The organism is Acinetobacter sp. DMC2, from assembly GCF_056314305.1.
On sequence record NZ_JBQUYP010000004.1, the window covers coordinates 249,597 to 275,510 of the forward strand.

The 25,914-nt window shown below is 39.4% G+C and carries 23 protein-coding genes; 11 read left to right on the forward strand and 12 right to left on the reverse strand.

The features are described from left to right. Positions 1 to 42: 42 nt before the first annotated feature. The gene (locus ACT53H_RS10260) at positions 43 to 450 is read right to left on the reverse strand and encodes a hypothetical protein (protein WP_004794854.1); all 408 of its coding nucleotides are present in this window, start codon (positions 448 to 450) and stop codon (positions 43 to 45) included. Between the two features lie 175 nt (positions 451 to 625). On the opposite strand from ACT53H_RS10260, the gene ACT53H_RS10265 reads away from it, so the two are divergent. After that, positions 626 to 997, forward strand: a complete 372-nt coding sequence (locus tag ACT53H_RS10265; RefSeq protein WP_004794852.1) for a lysozyme inhibitor LprI family protein — start codon at positions 626 to 628, stop codon at positions 995 to 997. Between the two features lie 51 nt (positions 998 to 1,048). Here the strand turns inward: ACT53H_RS10265 and infA are convergent, their stop codons facing one another. Beyond that, a complete protein-coding gene (gene infA / locus ACT53H_RS10270) occupies positions 1,049 to 1,270 on the reverse strand; it encodes a translation initiation factor IF-1 (protein WP_001284370.1) in 222 nt (73 codons plus the stop codon). Between the two features lie 263 nt (positions 1,271 to 1,533). On the opposite strand from infA, the gene ACT53H_RS10275 reads away from it, so the two are divergent. After that, positions 1,534 to 2,544, forward strand: a complete 1,011-nt coding sequence (locus ACT53H_RS10275) for an AraC family transcriptional regulator (protein ID WP_174728988.1) — start codon at positions 1,534 to 1,536, stop codon at positions 2,542 to 2,544. Between the two features lie 292 nt (positions 2,545 to 2,836). Here the strand turns inward: ACT53H_RS10275 and truA are convergent, their stop codons facing one another. From truA to asd, 5 genes are all read right to left on the reverse strand, one after another. Next, positions 2,837 to 3,634, reverse strand: a complete 798-nt coding sequence (gene truA, locus ACT53H_RS10280; protein WP_004794850.1) for a tRNA pseudouridine(38-40) synthase TruA — start codon at positions 3,632 to 3,634, stop codon at positions 2,837 to 2,839. 14 nt (positions 3,635 to 3,648) lie between these two features. Further along, complete coding sequence (locus ACT53H_RS10285) at positions 3,649 to 4,620, reverse strand: asparaginase (RefSeq protein WP_004794846.1); 972 nt, start codon at positions 4,618 to 4,620, stop codon at positions 3,649 to 3,651. A 55-nt stretch (positions 4,621 to 4,675) separates the two neighbouring features. Beyond that, on the reverse strand, positions 4,676 to 5,968 hold the full coding sequence (locus ACT53H_RS10290) for a hypothetical protein (protein WP_217487362.1): 1,293 nt from the start codon (positions 5,966 to 5,968) through the stop codon (positions 4,676 to 4,678). Between the two features lie 59 nt (positions 5,969 to 6,027). Further along, positions 6,028 to 7,377 carry a type IV pilus assembly protein FimV gene (locus ACT53H_RS10295; RefSeq protein ID WP_174740741.1) on the reverse strand — a complete coding sequence of 450 codons (1,350 nt, stop codon included), beginning with the start codon at positions 7,375 to 7,377 and terminating at the stop codon, positions 6,028 to 6,030. Between the two features lie 148 nt (positions 7,378 to 7,525). After that, complete coding sequence (asd, locus tag ACT53H_RS10300) at positions 7,526 to 8,644, reverse strand: aspartate-semialdehyde dehydrogenase (protein WP_004794839.1); 1,119 nt, start codon at positions 8,642 to 8,644, stop codon at positions 7,526 to 7,528. 186 nt (positions 8,645 to 8,830) lie between these two features. On the opposite strand from asd, the gene ACT53H_RS10305 reads away from it, so the two are divergent. Continuing rightward, positions 8,831 to 9,940, forward strand: coding sequence for an endonuclease/exonuclease/phosphatase family protein (locus ACT53H_RS10305; RefSeq protein WP_174742362.1), 1,110 nt, complete (start codon positions 8,831 to 8,833; stop codon positions 9,938 to 9,940). 698 nt (positions 9,941 to 10,638) lie between these two features. Next, positions 10,639 to 11,925, forward strand: a complete 1,287-nt coding sequence (gene gltP, locus ACT53H_RS10310; RefSeq protein WP_004794835.1) for a glutamate/aspartate:proton symporter GltP — start codon at positions 10,639 to 10,641, stop codon at positions 11,923 to 11,925. A gap of 57 nt (positions 11,926 to 11,982) precedes the next feature. Here the strand turns inward: gltP and ACT53H_RS10315 are convergent, their stop codons facing one another. The 4 genes from ACT53H_RS10315 to ACT53H_RS10330 all read right to left on the reverse strand — a co-directional run bounded on the left by ACT53H_RS10315 (position 11,983) and on the right by ACT53H_RS10330 (position 17,164). After that, the gene (locus tag ACT53H_RS10315) at positions 11,983 to 13,083 is read right to left on the reverse strand and encodes a glycosyltransferase family 4 protein (RefSeq protein ID WP_174740032.1); all 1,101 of its coding nucleotides are present in this window, start codon (positions 13,081 to 13,083) and stop codon (positions 11,983 to 11,985) included. 264 nt (positions 13,084 to 13,347) lie between these two features. After that, positions 13,348 to 14,283, reverse strand: a complete 936-nt coding sequence (locus ACT53H_RS10320) for an LpxL/LpxP family acyltransferase (RefSeq protein WP_013199017.1) — start codon at positions 14,281 to 14,283, stop codon at positions 13,348 to 13,350. A 116-nt stretch (positions 14,284 to 14,399) separates the two neighbouring features. Beyond that, positions 14,400 to 15,032, reverse strand: a complete 633-nt coding sequence (locus tag ACT53H_RS10325) for a LysE family translocator (protein WP_174758232.1) — start codon at positions 15,030 to 15,032, stop codon at positions 14,400 to 14,402. 221 nt (positions 15,033 to 15,253) lie between these two features. Next, complete coding sequence (locus ACT53H_RS10330) at positions 15,254 to 17,164, reverse strand: ATP-binding cassette domain-containing protein (protein ID WP_476009190.1); 1,911 nt, start codon at positions 17,162 to 17,164, stop codon at positions 15,254 to 15,256. 32 nt (positions 17,165 to 17,196) lie between these two features. Here ACT53H_RS10330 and ACT53H_RS10335 point away from each other — a divergent pair, with 32 nt between their 5' ends. After that, on the forward strand, positions 17,197 to 17,442 hold the full coding sequence (locus ACT53H_RS10335) for a SlyX family protein (RefSeq protein WP_004794826.1): 246 nt from the start codon (positions 17,197 to 17,199) through the stop codon (positions 17,440 to 17,442). Between the two features lie 54 nt (positions 17,443 to 17,496). Here the strand turns inward: ACT53H_RS10335 and ACT53H_RS10340 are convergent, their stop codons facing one another. Next, positions 17,497 to 18,507: a zinc-binding alcohol dehydrogenase family protein gene (locus ACT53H_RS10340; RefSeq protein WP_476009191.1), complete on the reverse strand. Its 1,011-nt coding sequence runs from the start codon at positions 18,505 to 18,507 to the stop codon at positions 17,497 to 17,499. 99 nt (positions 18,508 to 18,606) lie between these two features. Between ACT53H_RS10340 and ACT53H_RS10345 the strand changes: the two genes are divergently transcribed. From ACT53H_RS10345 to ACT53H_RS10370, 6 genes are all read left to right on the forward strand, one after another. Further along, on the forward strand, positions 18,607 to 18,984 hold the full coding sequence (locus tag ACT53H_RS10345) for a winged helix-turn-helix transcriptional regulator (RefSeq protein ID WP_174727438.1): 378 nt from the start codon (positions 18,607 to 18,609) through the stop codon (positions 18,982 to 18,984). A 148-nt stretch (positions 18,985 to 19,132) separates the two neighbouring features. Continuing rightward, complete coding sequence (locus tag ACT53H_RS10350; RefSeq protein WP_004794821.1) at positions 19,133 to 19,582, forward strand: hypothetical protein; 450 nt, start codon at positions 19,133 to 19,135, stop codon at positions 19,580 to 19,582. 35 nt (positions 19,583 to 19,617) lie between these two features. Beyond that, positions 19,618 to 22,254 (forward strand): type I DNA topoisomerase, encoded by a 2,637-nt coding sequence (gene topA / locus ACT53H_RS10355; protein WP_151964022.1) that lies wholly within the window; start codon positions 19,618 to 19,620, stop codon positions 22,252 to 22,254. An 89-nt stretch (positions 22,255 to 22,343) separates the two neighbouring features. Next, positions 22,344 to 23,102 carry a hypothetical protein gene (locus tag ACT53H_RS10360; protein WP_476009192.1) on the forward strand — a complete coding sequence of 253 codons (759 nt, stop codon included), beginning with the start codon at positions 22,344 to 22,346 and terminating at the stop codon, positions 23,100 to 23,102. A gap of 135 nt (positions 23,103 to 23,237) precedes the next feature. Next, on the forward strand, positions 23,238 to 23,810 hold the full coding sequence (locus ACT53H_RS10365) for an HdeD family acid-resistance protein (RefSeq protein WP_476009248.1): 573 nt from the start codon (positions 23,238 to 23,240) through the stop codon (positions 23,808 to 23,810). A gap of 115 nt (positions 23,811 to 23,925) precedes the next feature. Beyond that, positions 23,926 to 25,905: an ATP-dependent helicase gene (locus ACT53H_RS10370; RefSeq protein WP_476009193.1), complete on the forward strand. Its 1,980-nt coding sequence runs from the start codon at positions 23,926 to 23,928 to the stop codon at positions 25,903 to 25,905. Positions 25,906 to 25,914 lie beyond the last annotated feature (9 nt).

The following is a 25,914-nucleotide window of genomic DNA, read 5'->3' on the forward strand; positions in this document are numbered from 1 at the left end:
TAAAAAACGCAGCTCAACGCTGCGTTTTTTTGTGCCTATGTTTTAGCAGGCTTTACCTTCATATTGAATAGACTCGGCAATATCATTCTTCAGCTGAAAAATAACTTTGCAGTTGAAATTTAAATCGTAAGAATTCCCGCCCAAATTACCTGATTGTATAGCGACAGAATTACCTCTCATGTCGACATTAGTCACCATCGGAATTGGAATATTTAATGGACGTAAAATCGTATAGATGAGTTGATTGGATGTTTTCTGTGGAGTATTTGCGACTTGAAAACCAAGACTTCGTAGATTGATATCTTGTCGAATAGTTGCAGAAGATTTGCCTAGAAAGCCCTTTAAATATTCTTGTAAATCTATAGATTGGCGTGGATGGCTAGTACAACCGCTTACATTCATTATGATTAAACAAAGTAGGCCAATTTGGCATCGGGTAGCTGTATTCATTTTTATCTCAATAAAAAATTATATTTATTATTAAAGAACAATAGGTTGGATTTGAATACTTGTAAAGTAAAAAAGGAAGATTATGATAAATAGAAGGTGAATTTGTCTTGCGATTTATCATTACATACAAATCGTTATTAATAAGAATTTCATAGAAAACTTAAGGAAGAAAAGTATGAGAAAAATAGTTTTTGCTTTTTTATGCAGCTTTGGAATGACTGCGGTCTATGCAGATAACTGCGATAGTGCCCGAAATACTTACGATGATATTTACTGTACAAATAAAATTTATGCGAGTGCTGATGCAGATCTGAATAAGAACTATCAAGCATTGCGCGTAAAATTAAATACGGCCCAGAAAAATATTCTTAAAAAATCTCAGCTCGCGTGGATACGTCAACGTGATGCAGATTGTACAGATTCAAATAGGAATAGCGTAGACGTGCAATGTCGTTTGCAGACAACGCAAGAAAGAAACCATTGGCTGCAAGAAAGACTGCGTGAATGCCAAACGGTAGGATGTAAAACCAGTCGCTTAAGTGAATAAACAACGCAATAAAAAAGCCACATCATAAAGTGGCTTTTTTGCATTCACTAATTAGCGAGCACGGTACGTAATACGACCTTTAGTGAGGTCATATGGAGTCATTTCGACTTTTACACTGTCGCCAGTAAGAATACGAATATAGTGTTTACGCATTTTACCAGAAATGTGTGCAATAACTTCGTGACCGTTTTCAAGACGTACACGGAACATCGTATTAGGAAGCGTTTCGGTGACAACGCCTTCGAACTCAATGAGTTCCTCTTTATTGGCCATAGCCTACCTGATGATCAAATTGGAAAGGCGCAAATTATAGTCAATTTATTTAAAAAAAACAAGATAGACATCCTTTTGCTAAAGCATCTGGTTAAAGTATGACTAATAAAAAAAGATGTAATTTTTTTCACAAAAGAAGAGTAATTCTGTTGTCAGTTTGGTCAATCAACGCTAATCTAAAATCATAGTTATTAGGGACTGTTAATTGCGTAAAGGTCAACAGCCCTAAATATCAATGAAGTATCTACATGGAAGGGCACTGCGTGGGTCAGCTAACAGATGCATCAGTTGTATTACGCTTTGGCTATCAAGCGATTCGTCGTGCGGGTTTGCCAACAGAAGAAATATTAACCAAAGCGGGAGTTGCTTTAAATCAGGTTGATACAAATGCACGTACACCGTTAAGTGCACAGTACGCCTTTTGGACTGCCGCTCAGGACGTCAGTAAAGATCCAGACATCGGTCTGCATTTAGGCGAACATTTGCCTTTGTACCGTGGTCAGGTCATTGAACATCTATTTATTAGTAGTGAAACTTTTGGTGAAGGTCTAAAACGGGCCTTGGCTTATCAGCGACTTATTAGTGATGCTTTTGATGCAAAACTAGTCGTTGAGGAAGGGCGTTGTTATTTAACCAATGGTGAGCAAATTGGTGCTGATAATCTTGTCAATCGTCACTTCTCTGAATGTGCAATTTCGGGCATCCTTAGATTTTTTAAGTTTATTACCGAAGGGCAATTTCATCCTATCTTCATCGATTTTAATTTTAGCGAAGGTGCCTCGGAGGATGAATATTTCCGAGTGTATGGCTGCCCAGTCAGTTTAGGTCAGAAAGAGACACGTTTATATTTTGATCCAGCTATTCTAGATTTTCAGCTTTGGCAAGCAGAGCCTGAGTTATTGCAGTTGCATGAGCAGCTCGCAATTGAAAAATTACAGGAATTGGCTCGTTATGATTTAGTGGGTGAAGTTCGTCGCGCAATTGGTTCAACGTTGGAAAGTGGAGAAACAACCTTAGAAACGGTTGCAGCTCAGTTGAATATTACTCCACGTCGCTTACGTACTCAGCTAAGCGAAGCCAATACTAGTTTTCAGCAAATCTTGTCAGATTATCGTTGTCGATTAGCTAAAAAACTTTTAGCAAATACCAGCGAGAGTGTTGAGCGTATTGTGTATTTAACTGGTTTCTCTGAACCGAGTACGTTCTACCGCGCATTTAAGCGTTGGACAAATGAGACACCAGTTGAATATCGGAAACGTAAACAGCATCGTTAATTTATTCTATGTCATGACGGAGTCGTGCCATTGAGGCTTTCATAGCTGGATTGGTCTTCAGCTAGAGTTACTTTTCTTTCGGGATGAAGAGCGTAAGCTCTGCAAGAGCAAAAGCTTGTGACACGGTAAAGAGTAATAATTCTTACCATGTCACAAGATTAAAAATTTATCGAACTACGCACTTCGTTTGTCTTGCACTGCGGTTAAAGTACACTTTAACCTTGTTCAGGTTGCGCATGACTTTGTCGAGTATCTTATTTAGTGCTTAATTTGGATGCTGAGATTCACTGTCTTACTCTGGTAAGTTGAGCCAATGTGGTCCAAGCGGTGGCTGTGGCAGATCAAACTGCTCAGGATAATTACACTGAATAAAATAAAGACCGTCGGGTGGGGCTGTTACACCTGCCGCCTTACGATCCTGTGCAGCAAACATTGTATCGATATGATCAATTTCATACATACCTTGACCAATTTCGAGTAAGCATCCAACAATGTTGCGAACCATATGGTGTAAAAAACCATCTGCTTCAATATCTAAAACCAAATAGCGTCCATGTTCAAACAAACGGCAATGTTTTACATGTCGAACAGGCTGATTTGATTGGCACGCTGCTGCACGGAAGCTTTCAAAGTTATGAGTGCCTTCAAATTTACTTGCCGCTTCAATCATCTTTTTCACATCTAACTTTTGGTAAACGTGAGTAACCTGTTTATGCAGGAGTGCAGGGCGATGAGGTGTGTTATATATAATGTAGCGGTAACGTCGAGCAGTTGCTTTAAAACGGGCATGAAAACTTTCATCCATCAGCTTAATCCACTGAATGGAAATATCTTTAGGCAGCTGGCTGTTTGCCCCTCTTAACCACCCCGTCTCTGGACGAATGGCATGAGTGTCGAAGTGTGCCACCATATTTGTCGCATGTACTCCTGCATCGGTACGACCAGCACCATGGAGTGCTATAGGTTCATTTGCGACTTTGCTAAGCACACGTTCAATAGTTTCTTGTACGCTGGCAACGCCTGGCTGTTGTGTTTGCCAACCTCGATATTGAACTCCGCTAAATTCAATACCGACTGCATAACGTTGCATGGCTTTACCTCTATTTAATGCAAATTTTCGTTCCAATGGCTGAACCATTGTTCTGGGGTTGGGTATTTTAAATAGATTTGAAGTGCTTTTGCATAGAGATCTGCGTGACTATGTGCATCACTAATGACAATTTTTGCTGTTTTGGCCCAAGCACTAATCGCATAACGTTGATCAATACCACCAAACGTCACCTGAGTTGTAAGAATTGGAACACAACCATGAGCATACAGTTCATCTAAGGTTGCTAGTAACTCTTGATTAACTGCTATGTTTCCCGTACCAAAACCTTGTAATACTAAAAATTGAGGTGGGGCTGGTAGTAAGTTTTTTAACTGCTGCACTAAGTGCTGTGTTGCAATCGGTTGCATCATCCAGTTTAAAATTTGGAATGAAGCCGCTTTTTCAATTTGAGCATCTTGTACGATCAATTCATTTTGCTGAGGTGTAAACTCAACTTCACTACTTAAACCTGAAAATGCATCGAGTTCAGTCGTATGCGTTTTTAATGCAGTTTGTGCATGGAATACTTGATGATGGAATGCAAGATACGCACCTACAGGTAGGGCAATCACTTGTTCTAATGCAAGATATAAGTTCTCAATTGCATCAGTAAATTCACGAGTATTATCACCTTGAACATTGAGTAACGGGTATTGGCTACCAGTAATCACAATATGACAGCTTTGGCCTAAAAAGCGAGCTAGGGTTGCAGCAGCATAACTAAGAGTATCTGTACCATGAATAACGACGAAGTGTTGATAACCTTCGAGTTGGAGCTGTTGTATACGTTGAATAAGACGTAGCCAATCAGGCGCTGTACAAGCGCTGCTATCTACAATATTTGGGGCAGCAAAACAGTCAACTGTTAAGTGGGGTGGTATAACTTTTTCAAGTTGAGGCAAGAATTGGTCATATGGCATAGGCGCTAAAGGTTCACCTACACAGCCAAAAGTACCACCCATATAAAATAAGGCAATTTTTTTCATCTTTTTCAGGCACAAAAGCAGTCATCTTTGACTGCTTATGGTAAAACGATCGGCTTTAAGAAGCTATGCGATTTAGTAGATTTTTCGCGCGTTGTTGTTGCTCTGTGTTGAATTTTTGCTCATTACTTGCCAACAAGGCGTGTGCTGCTGGGTAAGCACCTAACTTGATGTACTGTTCTGCAAGTTGTAAGTCGAGCTCATTTTCATCTAACTGTTTTAATTCTGGAAATGCGTCTAGAAGTGGATCCTCTATTTGAGTTTGAGTCGCCTCTTCATTGACTACATCTATATGGTTTTGATTTTCAATCTCTGGTGTTGTAACTAACGCTGGCTCATCTAACGAAAACTCAAGAGGCACGATTGAAGTTGCTTCTAATGGCGCTTGTTCTACGAGTGTAAGTTCATCTAGTGATGGAGCTTGTTCAACACATTTTGTCTCTGAACTTGAAGGATTTAAGTCAAGGTTAAAATCTAAAGCATTGACGCTATTCTCTTGATCTGCTTTTACCTCTAGTGCTTGAGTTTTTTCCTCAGTTTCATGCAGAGGTGCCAAGTCAAAAGAAAATTCTAAATCAGCTAGCTCATTTGTTTCTTGAGATGACGATACTTCCGGTACTTGCTGAGATGTTGATACTTCTGGTTCATGTTCTGGTTGGCTGGTATTTTCTGTAGCAGCAGTTTTTTCGAATGAAAAGTTAAATTCTAAAGGTGCAACTTCAACAGCAGGTTCTTGTTTTAAATGTGTATAGTCTTTCTGCAAATCATCAAAAGAAGCTTCAGAAGAACTTGTTGTTAACTGGTCAAACTGAGCTGTAGTGTCTGGTGTATTTTTTGGTTCTTGGTATGTTTGAGCTTGAGGAAAATCGATAGCATCAGGTTGTCTTGATGACTCATATTCTTTTTGTCTAGTTTCTGCTTGAGTCGCTATTTCATTCAGTGCCAAACTACGAATATGGCTAATTAGTTGTGTTATAGCAAACTCATCTTTTTGTGCAATATGAACTTCAAGTAACAATAAATAAAGCGCATGCTGAGTATTGTCTTTTTTTAACGCCTGGTTGACTTGAGCTTCAGCAGCTGAATATTGCTTTTCTTGAATGAGCTGCTGAATTGTTTGACGTACAGCTTCTGGAACAGGAGTACTTTGTGGAATAGGTGGAAGAGTGTCTTCTACTACATTTACTTTGCTTTTTTCACGCGAGCTTTTACTCGATTTAGAGCTCACTTTTTTATTGGTTTTTTTGTTTACCGTTTTAGGGGAAGTGGCCTCTTGTTTCTGGCTATTCTCGCGCTTTTTTAAAATAACAGCGACCACGAGTAATATGATGAACGGAATCACATATAACATTACTTTCCCCTTAAAAAATAAATATCTGCAATATAAAGCGAGCTAACTCTGGTTTTAACTTAATGTTTTTGCTTGTGAGTTTGTTGCTGTACTTTTAACTGCTGTTGTAACTCTGCCAAACGTGCATTTAAAAGTTGAATACGTTGGTCTTTTAAACGTAAAGTTTGATTTAGTTTGGTTACATTTCTTTGTAATGTAACGGTTTTTTCTCTTTTTGTCATAACTTTTACTGCTAACTCAGTATTGTTTTGACTTTGTTGTGTGCTCTTTTTAGCACTTCCATGTGTAGAATTTTGACTGTTTTCAGCCACGATGCTCATTTCTGCTTGTTGCAATCGGTATTTAGCTTGGCCAGAAGATGATTTTGCAGTATGCGTTATTTCTGTTTTTGATTTATTTTGCTGAGTTTTAGTGACAGGCGTGTGGGTAAGTTTTAGAGAAATTCCCTGACGTAAACGGTTTACATCACCTTGAATAAAAGCATGCTGGTTTTGTTGTTGGATATCACGCATGACTTTTGCAACAGGCTGTTTGGTTTTCGCTGCAATACGATTAGCAATGCTCCATAAAGACTCATTCTGTTGTACTACATATTTACCTGAAGTTACTGGTGCTTTAGGTGGGCTTAAGGTTTGTTTCTTCGCAGTATTTTGACTGAGCTTTTTTGATGGAATCGATTTCTTTTGTCCTGCTAAACTTTTAACTATTGCTTTTGGCGAAGTATGGGCATTTGACTTAGTGATAGTAGGTTGGGTTTGTGCCTGATCGTGCGCAGTGCTTGTCACAACTTGTTGAGCTGTCTGAGCCGAAGAGTTTTCACTAATTGGCGCAGATGAATTTGTATTTACCGTAGGGGCAGTGCCAGAGCTGATATTAAGATTTTGTTCACTATTAGAGTTTGTCGTCGTTGGGACGGAAGTTGATGAAGCATATTGGGTGCTTTCTGGCAGATTTAAAGCAATATCCTTCTCATTAACAACAAATTGAGGAGATAAAGTACTTTCGTTATTTTCAGACTTTTTTATCAGAGAAGGTTTAATTACAGTTTTAATATGCTGTAAACGCGTTGCAGAACCTTCACTGATTTTTACAACAATATTGAGCTCAGGATCATTAACAGGTCGGGATGAGGTAATCACAATAACCCCAGAACCTTGACCATTTTGGCGTGTATAAAAATTAAGATTTCCCGGAGGCTGATGAGTTACACCCAAAGCGCTTAAATCTTCAGGAGTCGCTAAACTCACTTGTAAGGTAGAGTTGGGGTCAGCTTGTTGGAAATTCATTTCTGCATATAACAAATCCCCGGGCGCAGACTGAATTTGTATAGGGTCTAATGTAATCGCATAAAGAGAAGGCGAAGACATAATGGTGAAAATGGCAATTTTTAATTTGTTATAAACAGTCATCTCAATCCATGACCTAATAAGTCGTAAAGTCGTTCAAAATTATACAATAATGAAATGTAAATAAATTGTAAAATTTTTACAAACCAGTTACGAAAAAGCCGATCTAATGTGATCGGCTTTTCGTTTTGACTGAATAATTCAGACCAAATTATGAGCTCTTGTATTCTACTAAGATACGTAACATGCGACGTAAAGGTTCAGCAGCACCCCAAAGTAACTGATCACCTACTGTGAATGCGCCTAAATATTCTTTACCCATATTAAGTTTGCGCAAACGGCCAACAGGTACAGTTAGTGTACCAGTTACAGCAACAGGTGTAAGGTCAGTCATAGACGCTTCACGAGTGTTTGGTACAACTTTCGCCCATTGGTTTGAAGTACGAATCATGTCTTCAATTTCATCAAGCGGTACATCTTTTTTCAACTTGATTGTCAATGCTTGAGAGTGACAACGCATTGCGCCAATACGCACACAGTGGCCATCGATCGGAACAATTTGTGAATTACCCAAGATCTTGTTGGTTTCAACCTGACCTTTCCACTCTTCTTTTGACTGACCGCTTTCGAGCTGTTTATCAATGTAAGGAATCAACGATCCAGCTAGTGGCACGCCAAAGTTAGCAGATGGGAAACCTTCACCACGTTGTAACTCAGCAACTTGACGATCAATATCCAAAATTGCAGATTTAGGATCATCTAACAATGTTTTGGTATTGTTATATAAGTAGCCCATACCAGTAATGAGCTCACGCATGTTTTGTGCGCCAGCGCCTGATGCTGCTTGATAAGTCATAGCAGTCATCCACTCCACCAAATTGTTTTGGAAAAGTGAACCTACACCCATCAACATAAGAGATACTGTACAGTTACCACCTACGAAAGTTTTGGTGCCGTTAACCAAGCCGTCTTTAATAACGTTAAGGTTTACTGGGTCAAGAACGATGATCGCATCATCTGACATACGTAAAGTAGAGGCTGCATCAATCCAGTAGCCATCCCAACCAGTCGCTTTTAACTGTGGGAAAACTTCAGACGTATAGTCACCACCTTGACAGGTAATAATGACATCCATTTGCTTCAGACTATTAATGTCTGTAGCTTCCATAAGTGCTGGGGCAGTCTTACCACCAAATGAAGGAGCTTCACCACCTGCATTACTGGTAGAGAAATAAAATGGCTCAATATGAGCAAAATCATTCTCTTCAACCATACGTTGCATAAGGACGGAACCGACCATCCCGCGCCAACCGACCAGACCTACTTTCATGTCATTTTGCCTCGGTGCGTTAAAATTAATAGGGGGAGTTGAGTGTATCAAAAGTGTCCACAACTGCAAGCGTTACAGAAACAAAACACCATGTTTATTGAGTAGAATATCTTGTTTATGTTACATACAAAATTGATAAAGATGACAAAATATTAAAAACCAAATCATCTTAAAAGAGAAAATTCAATGATTTATATCGAAGTTTTAGCTGGTCTGGTGATTTGGTTAAGTTTCTGGTCACTTATTCCTCGTGATGAGTGGTGGTTTCGTGGCGCCGATTTTCCTCGTTTGCAGATTCTATTTGTTGGTCTATTAGCCTTTGTTGGTATGCTGTTTTGGCCGACTGAATGGACTCTAGGGCGTGAAATAGTGCTTGCTGTGCTTATGGCGGCCATCGCCTACCAACTAAAAATGGTTTTGCCTTATACCTTGCTCTGGAAAAAGCAGGTTAAACAGGTCAAATCATCCCAGTTAGATCAGCAAAAGCAAATTTCCTTAATTGTATCGAATGTTCTAACTCCAAATGATAAATATCATTTATTGCTTGAACAGATCAGGACATTAAAACCAGATTTGTTACTTACATTGGAAAGTGATAAGACTTGGGAAAATGCTTTAAAAGAAATTGAAGAAGATTATCCTTATCGTGTTCCCGTGCCTTTAGATAATTTATACGGCATGCATTTATATAGTCGATTACCTCTATCGAATACTGAGGTTAAATTTATTTTAAGTGATGAAATTCCCTCTATTCATACTACTGTGACTTTACCATCTGGCATGCCAGTTCAACTCTATTGTTTGCATCCGAAGCCACCGAGTCCAACTGAGGCGAAAGATTCGACTTTACGTGATGCAGAGCTTTTAATTGTTGGCGACCAGATTAAAGACTTAGATGAAAGCTGTATTGTGATGGGCGATTTAAACGATGTAGCGTGGTCACGTACTACGCGATTGTTCCAGCGGATTAGTGGGCTACTTGACCCACGAGTTGGACGACATTTCATTAATACGTTTCATGCAGATTACCCATTGCTGCGTTGGTCTTTAGATCATATTTTTCATAGTACCGATTTTGGTTTAGTCAAAATGCAGCGTTTACCACATATTGGATCTGATCATTTTCCTGTATATGTTGTTTTGCAGACTGGCCGAATATTTGAACATATTCAAGAGGAATTAGAACAAACTCAAACTGATGAAGAAGAGGCTCAAAGCGCCATACAAGAAGGGATTGCCAAGGCTGAAAAAGAAGAGAAAATGGTGACTGATAAAATTGCACAGCCTTATAAATAAAAAGAATATAAAAATTGATGTAAGCAATATCGTACAAAGATTTGAGTCTAGGGCGAATAGGCAGGGGATGATAAAAACCTTATTCTACATTCATCGGCACACGGAAACGGGAATGGACGATCCCACGTAAGGATACACAAAGCTGATATGGAAATAGCATCACGGATTAGATGTTGGAACGGAAACGATAAAAATAACGATTAACCTGAAAGCACAACCTCATTTACCCGAGTTTTGCAGGACGCAGAACTCGGGTTAATATTTTATACATACCTTATTTAATTTATCGTAAAAAAGAAATATTTTTAAGCTAGTTTTAATTTTAAAACCTATCTAATTATAGCTAAGCGCCCATACGTTCTCATCTATATTTGAGCAATTTTTAGTGAAAAGAGATACAAATTTTTTTTTCATTAAGTTTTTGTTTTTATAGGTTATTGATGAGCAAATATGAGCGTTAATCTATTTAGATATAAATTGGACTTGTTTAATTAACAAATCTCAATAGAATGTGCCGATCGTTGACATGTTGGATCGTCAACAGGCATTGTTGTTTATCTCGTCAGATCGGCGAGTTGTGATTTGTTTGTGCATTTAAATTTCTGTTTGGAAATTACTGTACATATTGAGGTTTCACTCTTAGTTAGTGGTCTTCTCCCTCTCATATTTGATACTTTGCGGTGCATAAGGATTGTCTTATGAAGAATTTTAAATTTAGCCTTGCTTGGCAAATTTTAATTGCTTTAATCCTAGGGATAGTTGTCGGGGCTGTTTTACATAATCAGCCTGAAATCAAAGACAGTATTGTAACTAATGTTCTTACGCCACTTGGTAAGATCTTCATTAGCCTGATTAAAATGATTGTTATTCCAATCGTTTTCTCTACCTTAATTTTAGGTATTGCAGGTGTTGGCAGTACGAAAAGTTTAGGTCGACTTGGTTTTAAAACCATTCTCTATTTTGAAATTATTACCACTATTGCTATTTTGGTGGGTTTAGTTGCAGCGAATATCTTCCATCCAGGTTCAGGCATTGATATGTCTCAACTGGTTCAAACTGATATCTCTCAATATAAGCATACAACTGAAGAAGTTCAGTCACAGTCTCATGGCATCATGCAGACAATATTATCGCTTATCCCAACGAACATTATTAGTTCGATGGCGCATGGCGAAATGTTACCTGTGATTTTCTTTGCTGTGTTATTTGGTATTGGTTTGTCTTCATTACCAGCAACAACTAAAGATCCATTATTAAACGTATTTCATGCTGTATCGGAAACAATGTTCCGTGTAACACACATCATCATGAAATATGCGCCAGTGGGTGTATTTGGTTTGATTGCAGTAACTGTCGCAAACTTCGGTTTCGCTTCGCTTATTCCTTTAGGCAAGTTAGTTGTGTTGGTATATGGCGCGATCTTATTCTTTGCTTTGGTGGTACTTGGTTTAACTGCAAAAATGTTCAGCATCAACATCTTTACTTTGTTTAAGATTTTGAAAGACGAATTAATTTTGGCATATTCAACTGCAAGCTCTGAAACAGTTTTACCGCGTATTATGCAAAAGATGGAAGCTTATGGCGCGCCTAAAGCAATTTCTAGTTTTGTAATCCCAACTGGTTATTCATTTAACCTTGATGGTTCTACGCTTTACCAGAGTATCGCGGCAATCTTTATTGCGCAGCTTTACGGTATTGAAATGTCAATTAGCCAACAGGTCATTTTAGTTGTAACTTTAATGATTACTTCTAAAGGTATTGCGGGTGTTCCTGGCGTATCGTTTGTTGTGCTATTAGCAACATTAGGTAGTGTTGGTATACCTGTAGAAGGCTTGGCATTTATTGCTGGTGTTGACCGTATCATGGATATGGCACGTACCGCGTTGAACGTTGTAGGTAATGCACTTGCAGTACTTGTGATTAGTAAATGGGAAAAACAATACGACTATGAAAAAGCAGCAGCTTATGAAGCATCGCTTAAATAAAGCTGAATTTTTATTGTTGTAATAAAAACCCGCGTTGATCGCGGGTTTTTTATGGAGTTATTTCAGTACAGATTCATATAGAGCCAGTGTCTGATCACACATGTCTTTCAAGCTAAACATGGTAACAGGGGCAACGATTTGAGGCTGTTCAATATGCTGTCTAACTGTTTCCAGTAAAGCCTTTTCATTTCCTACTTCAACAAGACCTTGTCTATATACATTCGATAAAATTTCGGCTACGCCTCCACGGTTCCAGCCAATGACTGGCGTACCGACTGAAAGCGCTTCTAATGCTGTTCTACCAAATGTTTCTGCTTGATTGGATAGAGAGAGCACAATATCGCTAAAAGCGAGCCATTCACGAATATCTGAGCGATGTCCTACGAAGGTAATTTTATCTGCGAGTCCTTTGCTTTGAATGCTGTTTTGCAACTCACTTAAATAAGCTTGTTTTTTTGCATCGGCACCACCCACAACCACAGCATGTAGCTGAGGATATTGTTCACCTAGTTTTTGCATCAATTCAATTAAGCTTTCATGACCTTTTAAACGTGTAATACGGCCAGGTAAGCAAAGTAAAAACTTATTTTCGAGTTCAGGAAAGTCATTAAAAACTTGATTAAACCATTGTGCTGATGGCTGATAATTGTGTGGAAACGCGGTTGGGTCAATTCCTCGATAAATCCGAACAATATCTTGGGGAGGGCAGTTTTGATAATGGTCAGTGATGTATTTAACCACGCTGTCAGAAACCGCTATAACTTTTTCAGCTTGCGTCATAATCGCACTATAACGATTGACTGAATAAAAGCCATGCACTGTGCTAATGAGGTGAGGGCGTTTATTCGCAGGTATTTTTCTTAAAGCAAAATGAGTCAGCCAAGCAGGTACACGTGAACGTACATGAACAATATCGGGTTGATGTTGTTCAATCAGCTGACGTAATGGGCGGATTTGCCACAAGCTTGACAGTGACTTTTTATGAATTGGCAGTGTTAAATGAGTAGAACCTTCAGCTTCGAGCTGTGAGACCAAACGCCCGCCGTTAGATACAACTAAAGACTGATGGCCTTGGGCAATAAGTGCACGTGCAATTTCGAGTGTGCCGCGTTCTACGCCACCGCTATTAAGTTCAGGGAGAAGTTGCATCACTTTCATTGTTTTTTGCCTTATACGTACATAAAGATGGATCATCCACAGATACATCATCTCAAACTAAATCATTATCCAGAGTTTACTATCGTGATAGCGACATGGATGTCGCTGTTGCGCTGTGTTACAAGGATGTAACATCAGCGGAACAAAGGATTTTTGCTTACTTTTTATCCCTAAAAAGTAAGGTCTGCCTATTCGAAATTATTTGAATATCACTATAAATCGAGGCTGTGCCTATTACTAATCTAAAATTATTAAAGTCTTATCTTAATAAATTTCCTCATATCCCTCAGGACGTGTTTTAAAGCGGCGGTGGAACCACATATATTGAGTTGGTGCGATACGAAGCTGATTTTCAATAATCTTATTCACACGTGTTGCATCATCGACTTCGTCTTCACTTGGCATATTGTCAACCGCAGGTTCAATCAGAACATGATATTTCGGGTTCTTAATATCCCCATGGCGATAGAAGTATAAAGGCACGGCGACTGCTTTTGAGATTTTTAATAAGCGGCGGTGTGCAGTTACTGTGGCAGCAGGTACGCCGAAAAACGGTGCCATAACACCTTGTTTAAGTCCAAAGTCTTGGTCGGGGCTATACCAAATTGCATCGCCATCTTTAAGGTGACGAATTAAACCACGCATATCATCATGGTCGATTTGTGCTTTATAAATCGTGCCACGGCAACGATAAATGAGCATATCGAGCAATGGGTTATTTTGAGGTCGATAGACAACATCTGGTTCAAAATATTGAGCACACACATAACCACCTGCATCAAGAAGCGTACTATGAGTTCCCAGTAATAAAACACCTTTGCCTTGAGCTTGGGCATTAGTAATGTGCTCTAAACCTTCAATCGTGACTCGGTTTTTAAACCAGCGTGGGCTGTACCATGCATTTAAGGTTTCAAATACCCCAAGCATCATATCGACGAAAACTTGTTGAGCTTGTTGTTGAACCTTATCGGCAGACCATTCAGGAAAGCAGACTTCTAAATTACGAATAGTGGTTTTACGGCGTGATTTTAGATATTTCCAAGCCAGATGAGCTACGCCATGTGCCAGACGCCATTGTATGGCCCAAGGTAAAATAGCCAAAAGCATTAAAAAGACAATAGCAATCCAAACACCCCAATATTTAGGCAATAAAAAGGACCATTGAAATTCACCGGGCGTATAAGGCTGCTTTTGGCTCATAACGATATAAAGAGTTCAAAAAGTTAAAACAGGCAAAAGTGTATCACGAACTGAATTTATCGTCGTAATACACTGTTCAATTGAGTGTTAAGAAGAGAGGAAATAAGAAGCTTAAGTTATCGGCGATTTTCTAAAAGAATTTTAACAGCGAGTCCTGCCAGTACAGTTCCCATCAGCCAACGTTGTACATTTGCCCAAAGAGGTTTTTGTTGTAGAAAAAGAGCAATGCTACCCGCAGAAAGTACAATAAGCGCATTTACTGAAACGCTGACAAAAATTTGAATCGTACCGAGTTGAATTGATTGCCACAAAATACTGCCTTGTTGGGGGTGAATAAACTGTGGCAGTAAAGATAAATACATAATCGCAATTTTAGGATTAAGCAGATTGGTCGCGAAACCCATTAAAAAGAGTTTAGCAGGGGAATCTACTGATAAATCTTTTACATTAAAAATCGGAGCGGCATTTGGACGTAGGGCTTTCCATGCAAGCCAGAGTAAATAAATTGCACCAGCAATACGAATAGTGTCGTAAGCGTAAGGAACGGCTACAATTAATGCTGTAATCCCGAAAGAAGCGCAAAGCATATAAAAGATAAAGCCTACCGCTACACCACCTAAAGAAATAAATCCAGCGGTTTTCCCTTGGCAAATTGAACGGGAAATAAGGTAAATCATATTCGGACCAGGAGTGAGGACCATCGCTAAACAAATTAGTCCAAATGCCAAAATTTGAGAAAGCTCCAGCATGCTAAAACACTCCAATATTATTATGCTGTTAGATATAACATAATTCTTATATTCAAGCCCAAGGCTATTTAAAAATACTAAAAATAGCGAAGATATAATCCATTATAGGAATGTGATTTATAAGCTTTAAGTTTTTAAAAGCTTATATTCACAATATAAAAAAGAGCCTGCTTAATTTAAGAAGGCTCTTTTTAAAGTTCTTTTTAGGAAAGTAAAACTAATTAGTTTCCTTTGCTCATTTGTTCAAGCACGTCCCAACGTTCCAATTTTTCAAGCAGTAATTCTTCAATTTCTGCTAGGCGTTGGCTTGCTTGGGTCGCAGCATCTGCATCTTTAACAAACCATGAACCATCTGCAAGTTTGTCAGAAAGTTCTGCTTGTTCCTTTTCTAAGTTTTCAATTTCAGCGGGTAATTGTTCAAGTTCACGCTGATCTTTATAACTCAGTTTGACCTTTTTAATGGTACTTTGGGCAGCAGCTTTTTCCGCTTCAGCTTTTGCCTGAGCTTTTTTAACATCAGATTTCTGATCGACTACTTTGTCATCTGGACGTTGCTGCAAATAGTCTTGGTAGCCACCGATGTACTCTGCAATATTGCCTTTACCATCAAATACCCACGTAGATGTTACTACGTTATCCATAAATGCACGGTCATGGCTAATGAGTAGCAATGTGCCTTTGTAATCAGACAGCATTTCTTCTAGAAGCTCAAGAGTCACCATATCCAAGTCATTGGTTGGCTCATCCATTACAATTAAATTCGATGGTTTAAGTAGCAGTTTAGCGAGTAAGATTCGATTTCGTTCACCACCAGAAAGTGCTTTTACCGGAGTACGAGCACGTTCAGGTGAAAATAAGAAGTCTTGAAGGTAGCTGTAAATATGGCGACGGTTGCCATTCACATCAACAAAGTCAGAGCCTTCTGAAACGTTTGCCATGACTGTTTTTTCAAGGTCTAAGGCATTACGTAATTGGTCAAAATAGGCAACTTCTAACTGCGTACCTGTTTTAACTGAACCGCCATGTTCGATTTCACCTAAAATGGCTTTAATCAACGTCGTTTTACCAACGCCGTTATCACCTACCAAACCAATACGATCGCCACGCATAACAAGGGTAGAGAAATCTTTGATCAGTAAATTATCGTCGTAAGCAACGCTTAAATGTTCAATATCAAATACTAATTTACCTGAACGATTTGCGTCTTGAGTTGCCATACTCACTTTGCCTTGTTGTGAGCGGCGTGCTTTTGATTCTTCACGTAAAGCTTTCAAGGCGCGAACACGGCCTTCATTACGCGTACGACGTGCTTTAATACCTTGGCGAATCCAAGCCTCTTCTTCAGCTAACTTTTTATCAAATAAAGCATTCTGTTTTTCTTCTGCTTCCATTTGCTGAGCTTTTAGCTCTAAATAGCGAGAATAATTACCCTCGTAACCGCGTAAAATACCGCGATCGAGTTCCACAATTCGAGTTGCAATACTATCTACAAAAGAACGGTCATGCGAAATAAATAGAAGCGTTAAATTATTTTGATCCAGTAAAAACTTTTCTAACCATTCAATACTTTCAACATCTAAATGGTTCGTTGGTTCGTCTAGAAGTAATACATCTGGTTGTGTCAAAAGAGCTCGAGCCAATAAAACACGGCGTTTACGTCCACCTGACAGGTCCGCTAAGTCTGCATTTGGATCAAGCCCCATTTTACTTAAAAGAGCATTTACCTTATTTTCTAATGCCCAACCATCTAGTTGGTCTAGCTTATGCTGAAGGTTACCCATGCGATCACAGGCTTCCATATCTCCTAACATGCAAGCGTCGGTCGCTTCATGATAAGCTCTGAGTACTTCAGAAGCTTCTCCTGCACCATCTGCCACAATGTCCGCTACTTTGCCAGAGTCCATTGGAACGTCTTGGGCTAACATTGAAACAGTTAGACCATTTTGAATGGAAACTTCACCAGAATCTGGTAATAGGCTTCCCTCGATCAGTTTAAGTAAAGTAGACTTACCTTCACCATTACGCCCAATTAAACAGACTCGTTCGCCACGTTCTAGATTAAAGTTCGCGCCATCGAGTAGGGCAGGTCCGCCAAAAGCAAGTTGGACATCCCTTAGGGTAATATAGGCCATAATGTTTTCCAGAATCTCAAATGAGGATTTAAATGACTAAACCACCATATCATGATGATCAAGCGTCATTGTCCGCACCCATTGAAGATTTGCAAGTGCGAATTACATTTTTGGATGATTTAGTTGAAGAATTAAATCAACAGCTCGCTATTCAGACTCTAGAAATAGCTGATTTAAAAAAACAAATGCAATTTCTCTATCAACGTGTGGAATCATCGGATTTATCAGAAGGCATTGCCGCTTTTGATCCATTAACGAATAAACCTCCTCACTATTAATAAAATGGCAAGTTCAATACTTGCCATTTTATTAGGGAATATCTTCAATTTTATTTAAAAACCATGTAATACGATTTTCCCTTTTGTTGTGCCGCTTTCTATTTGCTGATGAACTCGTTTTAAATTTTTAGCATTAATTGGACTTATAACCTCGGTTACGGTCGTTTTGATTTTTCCTTCGTCAACTAGTTTGCTGACCTCATTTAATAGTTCACTTTGTTTTTGCATATCTTCAGTCTGGAATATTGAACGCGTAAACATAAACTCCCAATGCACCGATACAGACTTCGATTTAAAAGATTTAATATCTAACTGGGCCGGATCATCAATTAAGCCAAAATGGCCTTGTGGCGCAATCAACTCTACGATATCTGAGAGATGCTGATCTGTTTGAGTGGTTGAGAATACATATAAAGGTACATCTAAACCTAAGTGCTTGATTTGGGCTGCTAAAGGCTCTCGATGATCTAATACATAGTCAGCACCAAGTTGCTTAACCCATTCTTTAGTTTCTGCTCGTGAAGCTGTCGCAATAATTGTTAGGTTAGTCAACTGCTTGAGTAGCTGAATTGTGATTGAACCTACTCCACCAGCTCCGCCAATGACTAATATTGATGTATTTTCTGGGGCAGCTTTGGGTACCTGTAACCGATCAAATAACATTTCCCATGCCGTGATAGCCGTTAAAGGAAGAGCAGCTGCTTCAGTTGCTTCTAAAGTTTTTGGTTTATGACCCACAATACGTTCATCAACCAACTGCAATTCACTATTACTGCCTTGGCGATTGAGTGCACCTGCATACCAGACTGCATCTCCGACTTTAAATTGCGAGACTTGATCTCCAATCGCTTCAACGATGCCTACCGCATCCCAACCAAGAGTTTTCCACTGATTATTTTCTGGATTTACATTGTTGCGAATTTTTGTATCAACTGGATTAACTGAAATCGCCTGAACACGAATAAGTAAATCATGACCTTCTGCAACGGGAGTGTCGAGTTCAATATCAACGAGTGCTTCTGGTGACGTAATGGGACCTGCTTTTTGATATGCCACAGCTTTCATAATTATCATTCCTCTTGTTGAGAGTTTGATCATAACGTAAGCTTAAATTTAGTGACTACAGACAAATAACGCTCATAGTGTCAAAAAGGATACTGTAAAATGGCAAAACTACGACATTCAAGTTTTGATTGCTCTCCAGGTTGTTCAGTGGAGGCGGCTATTAGTTTGATTGACGGAAAGTGGAAATGCGTCATTCTTTGGCACTTATTTAATGAAGGCACCTTACGGTTTAATGAAATTCGAAAGCGTGTTCCAAGCATTACCCAAAGAATGCTGACAAATCAGTTACGTGAGTTAGAGCAAGACGGAATTATTCATCGGGAAGTTTATCCTCAGGTCCCACCTAAAGTGGAATATTGCCTGACCGAATTAGGACAAAGTCTTGAGCAAATTTTATTTGCTTTAAAACTGTGGGGTGATGCCCATATCGACCGATTTGGAAAGTTGACGCTTGTTAATGATGGTCGGAACTCTTAACTATATTTGCATGACAACATGGCAATTTGCACCGTGAAATACTGATATTTTGGTTCTTGCGATCTTATTGGGCATTATTTTTCTGATGTAACTTGCGTTTTCTGGTCAGCTTATGCAACTCTAATAAAAGAGATTAATAGGTTTTGCTATGGACAATATGGGAATTTGGGTTACCGTTATCATTGTTCTTTTCGTACTAGGCTCCATTTTTGGTTTAAGAGTGAGCCCACGTGAAAAGGCACTTGGTATTATGCGTGATAAAGCCCGAAAAATAGGGTTGCATCCACGTGTAATTGTTGCACCTGAATGGACACATGTCCCAATGGCTACTGAAAAGCGTGCCAGCATGGTTGCTTATTATAGTGTATTGATTCCTGATGCCCGTTTATCCTTAATGCGTGCTCGTGTTATAGACGGCAAGTTAAAAGTGGTTCAGGGCGATGAGAAATTTAATGATTCTCCCATTGCATTAAAAGGGATTTATGCTATTGATATGCAGGCAAACTGTGTAGGGCTTTATTGGGATGAGGAATCAGACCTGAGAGCAACACAATTAGATGAGATGAAGGCTTATCTGTTGACCTTGGCTAAAGCCTGATTTTTAAATTTATTGGTATAGGAATAACATTTTATATGGCGAATACCTCGCGCTCTGCATCTCAAAGCACAGCATCTACTGCACCTGCTGCACATAAACGTGCCTTAGTGATTGTGGAGTCGCCTGCCAAAGCGAAAACCATCAATAAATATTTGGGTTCGCAATTCATTGTAAAGTCTTCTGTAGGTCACGTACGTGATTTGCCAACAGGCGGCAGTAAATCAACAGAGAAAAAGCCGGCTGCCCGGACTAAACTCACCGAAGCCGAAAAAGAACAAAAAGCGAGTCAGGCTTTAGTTAATCGTATGGGGGTTGATCCTGAACATGGTTGGGAAGCTCATTACGAAGTTCTGCCTGGTAAAGAAAATGTTGTAGCTGAACTCAAAAAACTCGCTAAAGATGCCGATGCAATCTATCTCGCAACGGATTTGGATAGAGAAGGGGAAGCTATCGCTTGGCACCTAAGAGAAGTGATTGGTGGTGATGACAGCCGTTATCACCGTGTGGTATTTAACGAAATTACTAAAAATGCCATTCAAGAAGCATTTAAACAGCCAACACGTCTAGATTTAAACCGTGTAAATGCTCAGCAAGCACGCCGTTTCTTAGACCGTGTCGTGGGCTTTATGGTTTCGCCATTACTTTGGGAAAAAATTGCCCGTGGTTTATCTGCTGGACGTGTGCAGTCAGTAGCAGTGAAACTGGTTGTAGAACGTGAGCGAGAAATTCGTGCTTTTATTCCAGAAGAATATTGGCAAGTTTTTGCAGATACCCAAGCGAAAAAAGATGACATTCGTCTTGAAGCATTTAGACAGGCTGGTAAAACCCTTAAACTGAAAAATAAAGCTGAAACTGATGCTTTATTAGATGTTTTAAAAGGTGCTGAATATAAAGTTGCACAGCGTGAAGATAAACCAACTAAGGTCAATCCAAGCGCACCTTATATTACTTCAACTCTGCAACAGGCTGCGAGTACACGTTTAGGCTTTTCTGTGAAGAAAACCATGATGTTGGCTCAGCGTTTATATGAAGCTGGTTTTATTACCTATATGCGTACTGACTCAACTTTCTTGAGTGATGATGCAGTAAGCATGGTACGTGCGCATATTGAAAGCCAATATGGTGAAAAATATTTACCAGCAAAGCCAAACCGCTATGGGAACAAAGCGGGTGCCCAAGAAGCCCATGAAGCGATCCGTCCGTCAAATGTTGCACTTACAGGTGATCAGCTTGCGGGTGTAGAGCGTGATGCTCAACGTCTATATGATTTGATCTGGCGTCAGTTTGTTGCATGTCAAATGACACCAGCAGAATATTTATCTTCTACTTTGATTGTTGAAGCGGCGAATGTTGAGTTGAAGGCGAAAGGCCGTACGCTTGTATTTGAAGGCTTCACTAAAGTACGTGGCGCGAATAAGTCAGATGACGATATTATTTTACCTGCTATTAAAGTAGGCGAAATCTTAAAGTTAGAAAAGTTAGATCCAAGTCAGCACTTTACTAAACCACCTGCACGTTTTACTGAAGCATCTTTAGTTAAAGAACTTGAAAAACGTAGTATTGGTCGTCCTTCGACTTATGCAGCGATTATTTCTACTATTCAGGAACGTGGTTACGTTAAGTTAGAAAACCGTCGTCTTTTCGCCGAAAAAATGGGTGAGATTGTGACGGATCGTCTGGATGAAAGTTTTAATAACTTGATGAACTATGCGTTTACGGCAGACCTTGAAGGACAGCTCGATAAAGTTGCAACAGGCGAGCGTAACTGGAAAGAGTTACTCGATACTTTCTACGGTGACTTTAAGAAACGTCTGACCAATGCTCAAGGCGAGCATGGCATGCGCCGTAACCAACCAGTTGAAGTCCCAGCTGTACATTGCCCTGAATGTTCACGTCCAATGCAAATTCGTACGGGTACAACTGGTGTATTCTTAGGATGTTCTGGCTATAACTTGCCGCCTAAAGAGCGTTGTAAGGGTACATTGAACTTAACACCTGTTGAGTCTTTAGCTGCATTATCTGATGATGATGGTGCTGAAACTGCTGACTTGATGTCAAAGCATCGCTGTGCAAAATGTGGCACTGCCATGGACAGCTATGTGATTGATGGTGGCCGTAAACTGCACGTATGTGGTAATAATCCTGACTGCGATGGTTTTGAGCTTGAAGAAGGTGAGTTCAAGATTAAGGGGTATGACGGGCCAACGATTCCATGTGATAAATGTGATGGTGAAATGCAGCTTAAGACTGGTCGTTTTGGCCCGTATTTCGCTTGTACAAGCTGTGACAATACCCGTAAAGTCTTGAAAAGTGGTCAACCAGCACCTCCACGTGTAGAGCCAATCAAGATGGAACATTTACGCTCAACGAAACATGATGACTTCTTTGTGTTGCGTGATGGAGCAGCGGGCTTATTCTTGGCAGCGAGTAAATTCCCGAAAATTCGTGAAACACGTGCGCCAAAAGTTGCAGAGTTACGTAGTGTGGCAGCTCAGCTTGATCCAAAATATCAATTTATTTTACAAGCGCCAGATGTAGACCCTGAAGGTAATCCAACAATTGTGAAATTCAGTCGTAAGAATCAATCACAATATGTCGGTTCAGAAACCCCAGAAGGTAAACAAACTAAATGGAGCCTAGTTTACCAAGATGGTAAATGGGTTGAGGGCTAATCAAGTCCAATATAAAAAATGCTAGCTCAGCTAGCATTTTTTATATCTAAAACAATAAAAGAAAATTTTAATTTTTATGGGGAATAAGAATGTGGAAAAACATTCGGGTCTTATGTTTATTAATTATTTTATTGATTGTTGCTGTTCAAGCATGGCGAGATCAAAATCAAGATTGGAATCGACCAGTTGTAGTCGTTTTACATCCTATTAATGCAGATGGTTTAGAGACAACACAGAGCTATATTCATCAGTTGAAAAATGAAGATTTTGGGGCAATTAACAGCTATTTAAGTGAGTGGTCACAGCATTATCGTGGACAATCAGGAAAATTTGTAATTCGTTTAGGGCAACAATTACAGCAACGACCACCTGAGGTTCCTCAAAATGCCAATATTTTGCATGTTATGTGGTGGAGCTTAAAATTTCGTTTCTATGCATGGCGACAAAAACAACCCGAAGATAGGGGAGCATCACTTAAACTTTATTTAAATTATTATGATCCTAACTACCAAAAAGTCTTAATCCATTCGACTGCTTTAGAAAAAGGTCGTATTGGTAGTGTGAATTTATTTGCGACCAAGGCACAAGCTTCACAAAATCAGGTTGTGATTGTTCATGAGCTATTACATGGCTTTGGGGCACAAGACAAATATGATTTAAAAACAGGACAACCTATTTACCCTTTAGGTTATGCCCAACCTGAAAAAGTGCCTCTATATCCACAAACTGATGCTGAAATTATGGGGGGCCAAACGCCTTTGTCTGAGCAGAGCAGTAAAATGCCGAATGGCTTACATGAAACAATAATAGGTTTACTTACAGCTCAAGAAATTGGCTGGGTGAAATAAAACTGTGGATAAATACTGCTTTATCCACATCAATTGTTAAGAAACGATGCAGATTTTATACAGACAAAAAATGTGAAGTACATCACTATTATTAGGTAGATGAAATTCTAATACCTGATAATAAGAGTAGCCATGATGAAAACTGTAGGTAATGATTTAGTACGTAATCAGTTACATGCTGACCGTAAATGGTATTTGATATTGGGCTTTGTGCTTATTGGTTTTGGCCTGATTTTATTTAGTTCATTACCATTTGCGACCTTTTCTGTTGTTTTTTTATTTGGAATACTCATGATGGTCGGCGGTGTTTTACATCTCGTCGCGGCTATGAGTGTTTTTAAAGGCGCAAGCCGATGGTTGTGGGCACTGTTTGGTGTGCTTTATTTAATGGCTGGTTATTATGCGTTTTCTACTCCAGTCACTACAGCAGTAGTGCTGACAAGCCTATTATCTGTAGCGCTGATCATTGCTGGCGCTATACGTACTATAAATGCAATTTTACTTAAGCCAATTACTGGATGGGGCTGGACCCTGTTTTCAGGGTTATTGACGCTGGCTACAGGTGTTTTAATTTTAGTTTCTAAAGATTCACCTTTTTGGGTGTTAGGAATGTTCCTTGCTATTGATATTTTATTTCAGGGAATTAACTTTCTAGGTTTGGCTTCAGCCATTAAACATCTTCCTTCTAGTTCAAAAACAGTATCTTAAAAAATAATATTCAACCAAAGAGCACTTTAAGTGCTCTTTTTGTTTTTAGGATAGGCAGACCCATCTGTTGCCTCGGTCTGTTAAACTATGTCTTGGTGTTTTAGCGATATGTGTTATGAGTCTTGCAAAATTAATTAATGAACTAAATGCTCAGCAAAAAAAAGCAGCCACTACGTCTGCGCAAAACTGTTTAGTTTTGGCGGGCGCTGGTTGTGGCAAGACTAAAACCATTGTTGCTCGTGCAGCCTATTTAATTGATCAAGGCTTGCTAGCGAACCAAATTAAGATTTTAACGTTCACGCGCCGTGCTGCGAGTGAAATTGTTGCGAGAGTAGAACAACATGTGGGAGCACAGGCAAAGGGTCTGAGAGCTTCAACTTTTCATACGTTTTGTATGTATTTGCTACGCCGTAACCCGCAAGCTTTTGGGTTAAATCAATTTAGTATTATTGATCGTGATGATCAGTTGCTTATGTTTCGCTTATTAAGAGGCAAAGATAAAGATAACGTCTTACCCAAAGCCGCGGAGCTGTGTGATTTATATTCTTATGCGAGAAATACTCAAACAAAGCTTTCTGAAGCATTAATCAAACAGCTTCCAGATGCATATGAGCATAAGACTCAAATTGCAGATTTAATGAAAACTTATGAGCAACGTAAGAAAGAGCGTAATTTTTTAGATTACGACGATATTTTGTCGATTGTGGCGGTGCATTTACAAAACTCAGAAGCGCTCACCAATTGGGTGGCAGGCTTCTGTCAGGCATTGCTAGTTGATGAAATGCAAGATACCAATCCTTTGCAATGGGCTTTATTGCAGCCCTTGATTGGTAAAGTGAAGCTGTTTTGTGTTGGTGATGATGCCCAGTCGATTTATGGTTTTCGCGGTGCAGACTTTGAAAATATCCATTCTTTTAAAGAGCGGATACCCGATGCAGTTATTCATACACTGGATTTAAATTACCGTTCGACTCAAGAGATTTTGGATTTATCAAACTGGTTGTTGGCACACAGTCCAATTGATTATCAAAAACAGCTGCAAGCTCATCGTGGTCAAGGGCAAAAACCACAGCTACATTTGTTTGGTAATGAGTTTGAAGAAGCAAACTGGATTGCACAAGATTTAATAACGCGCCATCAACAAGGTGCGGGCTGGTATGACCATATGGTCTTGGTACGTTCTGGTTATAGCGCTCGTTATATAGAAGGGGCTTTTATTGCCGCTGAAATTCCTTATCGTTTTATTGGTGGTGTAAAACTTCTCGAATCTGCACATGTGAAAGACGTGCTTAGCCTGCTACGTATTGTGAGCAACCCTCACGATGATTTGGCTTGGATGCGTTTTTTAACCTTGTGGGATGGTATTGGGGATGTTGGGGCAAGTAAGCTAGCGCAAGAGTTGATGGGAATTGTTGACGTTGAGGAGCGCTGCAATCGTCTAGAACGTCATGGGAAAGTCCCTTTACAAGCGATTTTAATTTTAAAACAGCTAGATGTATTACAGCAGCATGTTGAAGCAAGTATTGGCTTGGCACTTGATGCTTTAGGTGAACAGCTAGAGCAAAATTATAAAACTAAAGATTGGTCACGCCGATTAAAAGACTTTGATTTGGTCAAGCAACTTGCGCGTAAACATGCATCTTTGGGTGAGTTCCTCGAAGAATATGTTCTTGAACCTATTTCAGTTTCTGAAATTGAAAAAGCTGCTGATCAAGATTTAGTGACTTTAATTACGATTCATTCCGCTAAAGGTGCTGAACAGAAAGTCTGCTATGTACCTCATGTATCGCCTAATCAATATCCTTATGCAAGGGCGCAGGGCGATTTTGATGATGTCGAAGAAGAGCGCCGCGTATTGTATGTTGCATTAACACGTGCAGAGAATGAATTAATTTTGACCAAGCAAAATCTTAATACGTGGTCACAAGACACGTATGACGAGCAAGGTCGTAAAATCGAGAGTTATTTTTTAAATGATTTGCCTACACATTTAGTTCAAGCAAAGATACATAGGCAAGTACCTCAGCCATTTGCCAAAAAACAATGGAACCGTTCACCTGCAGTAAATTTAGGTTTTGGTATCGATCTGGATTAAACTACTGTA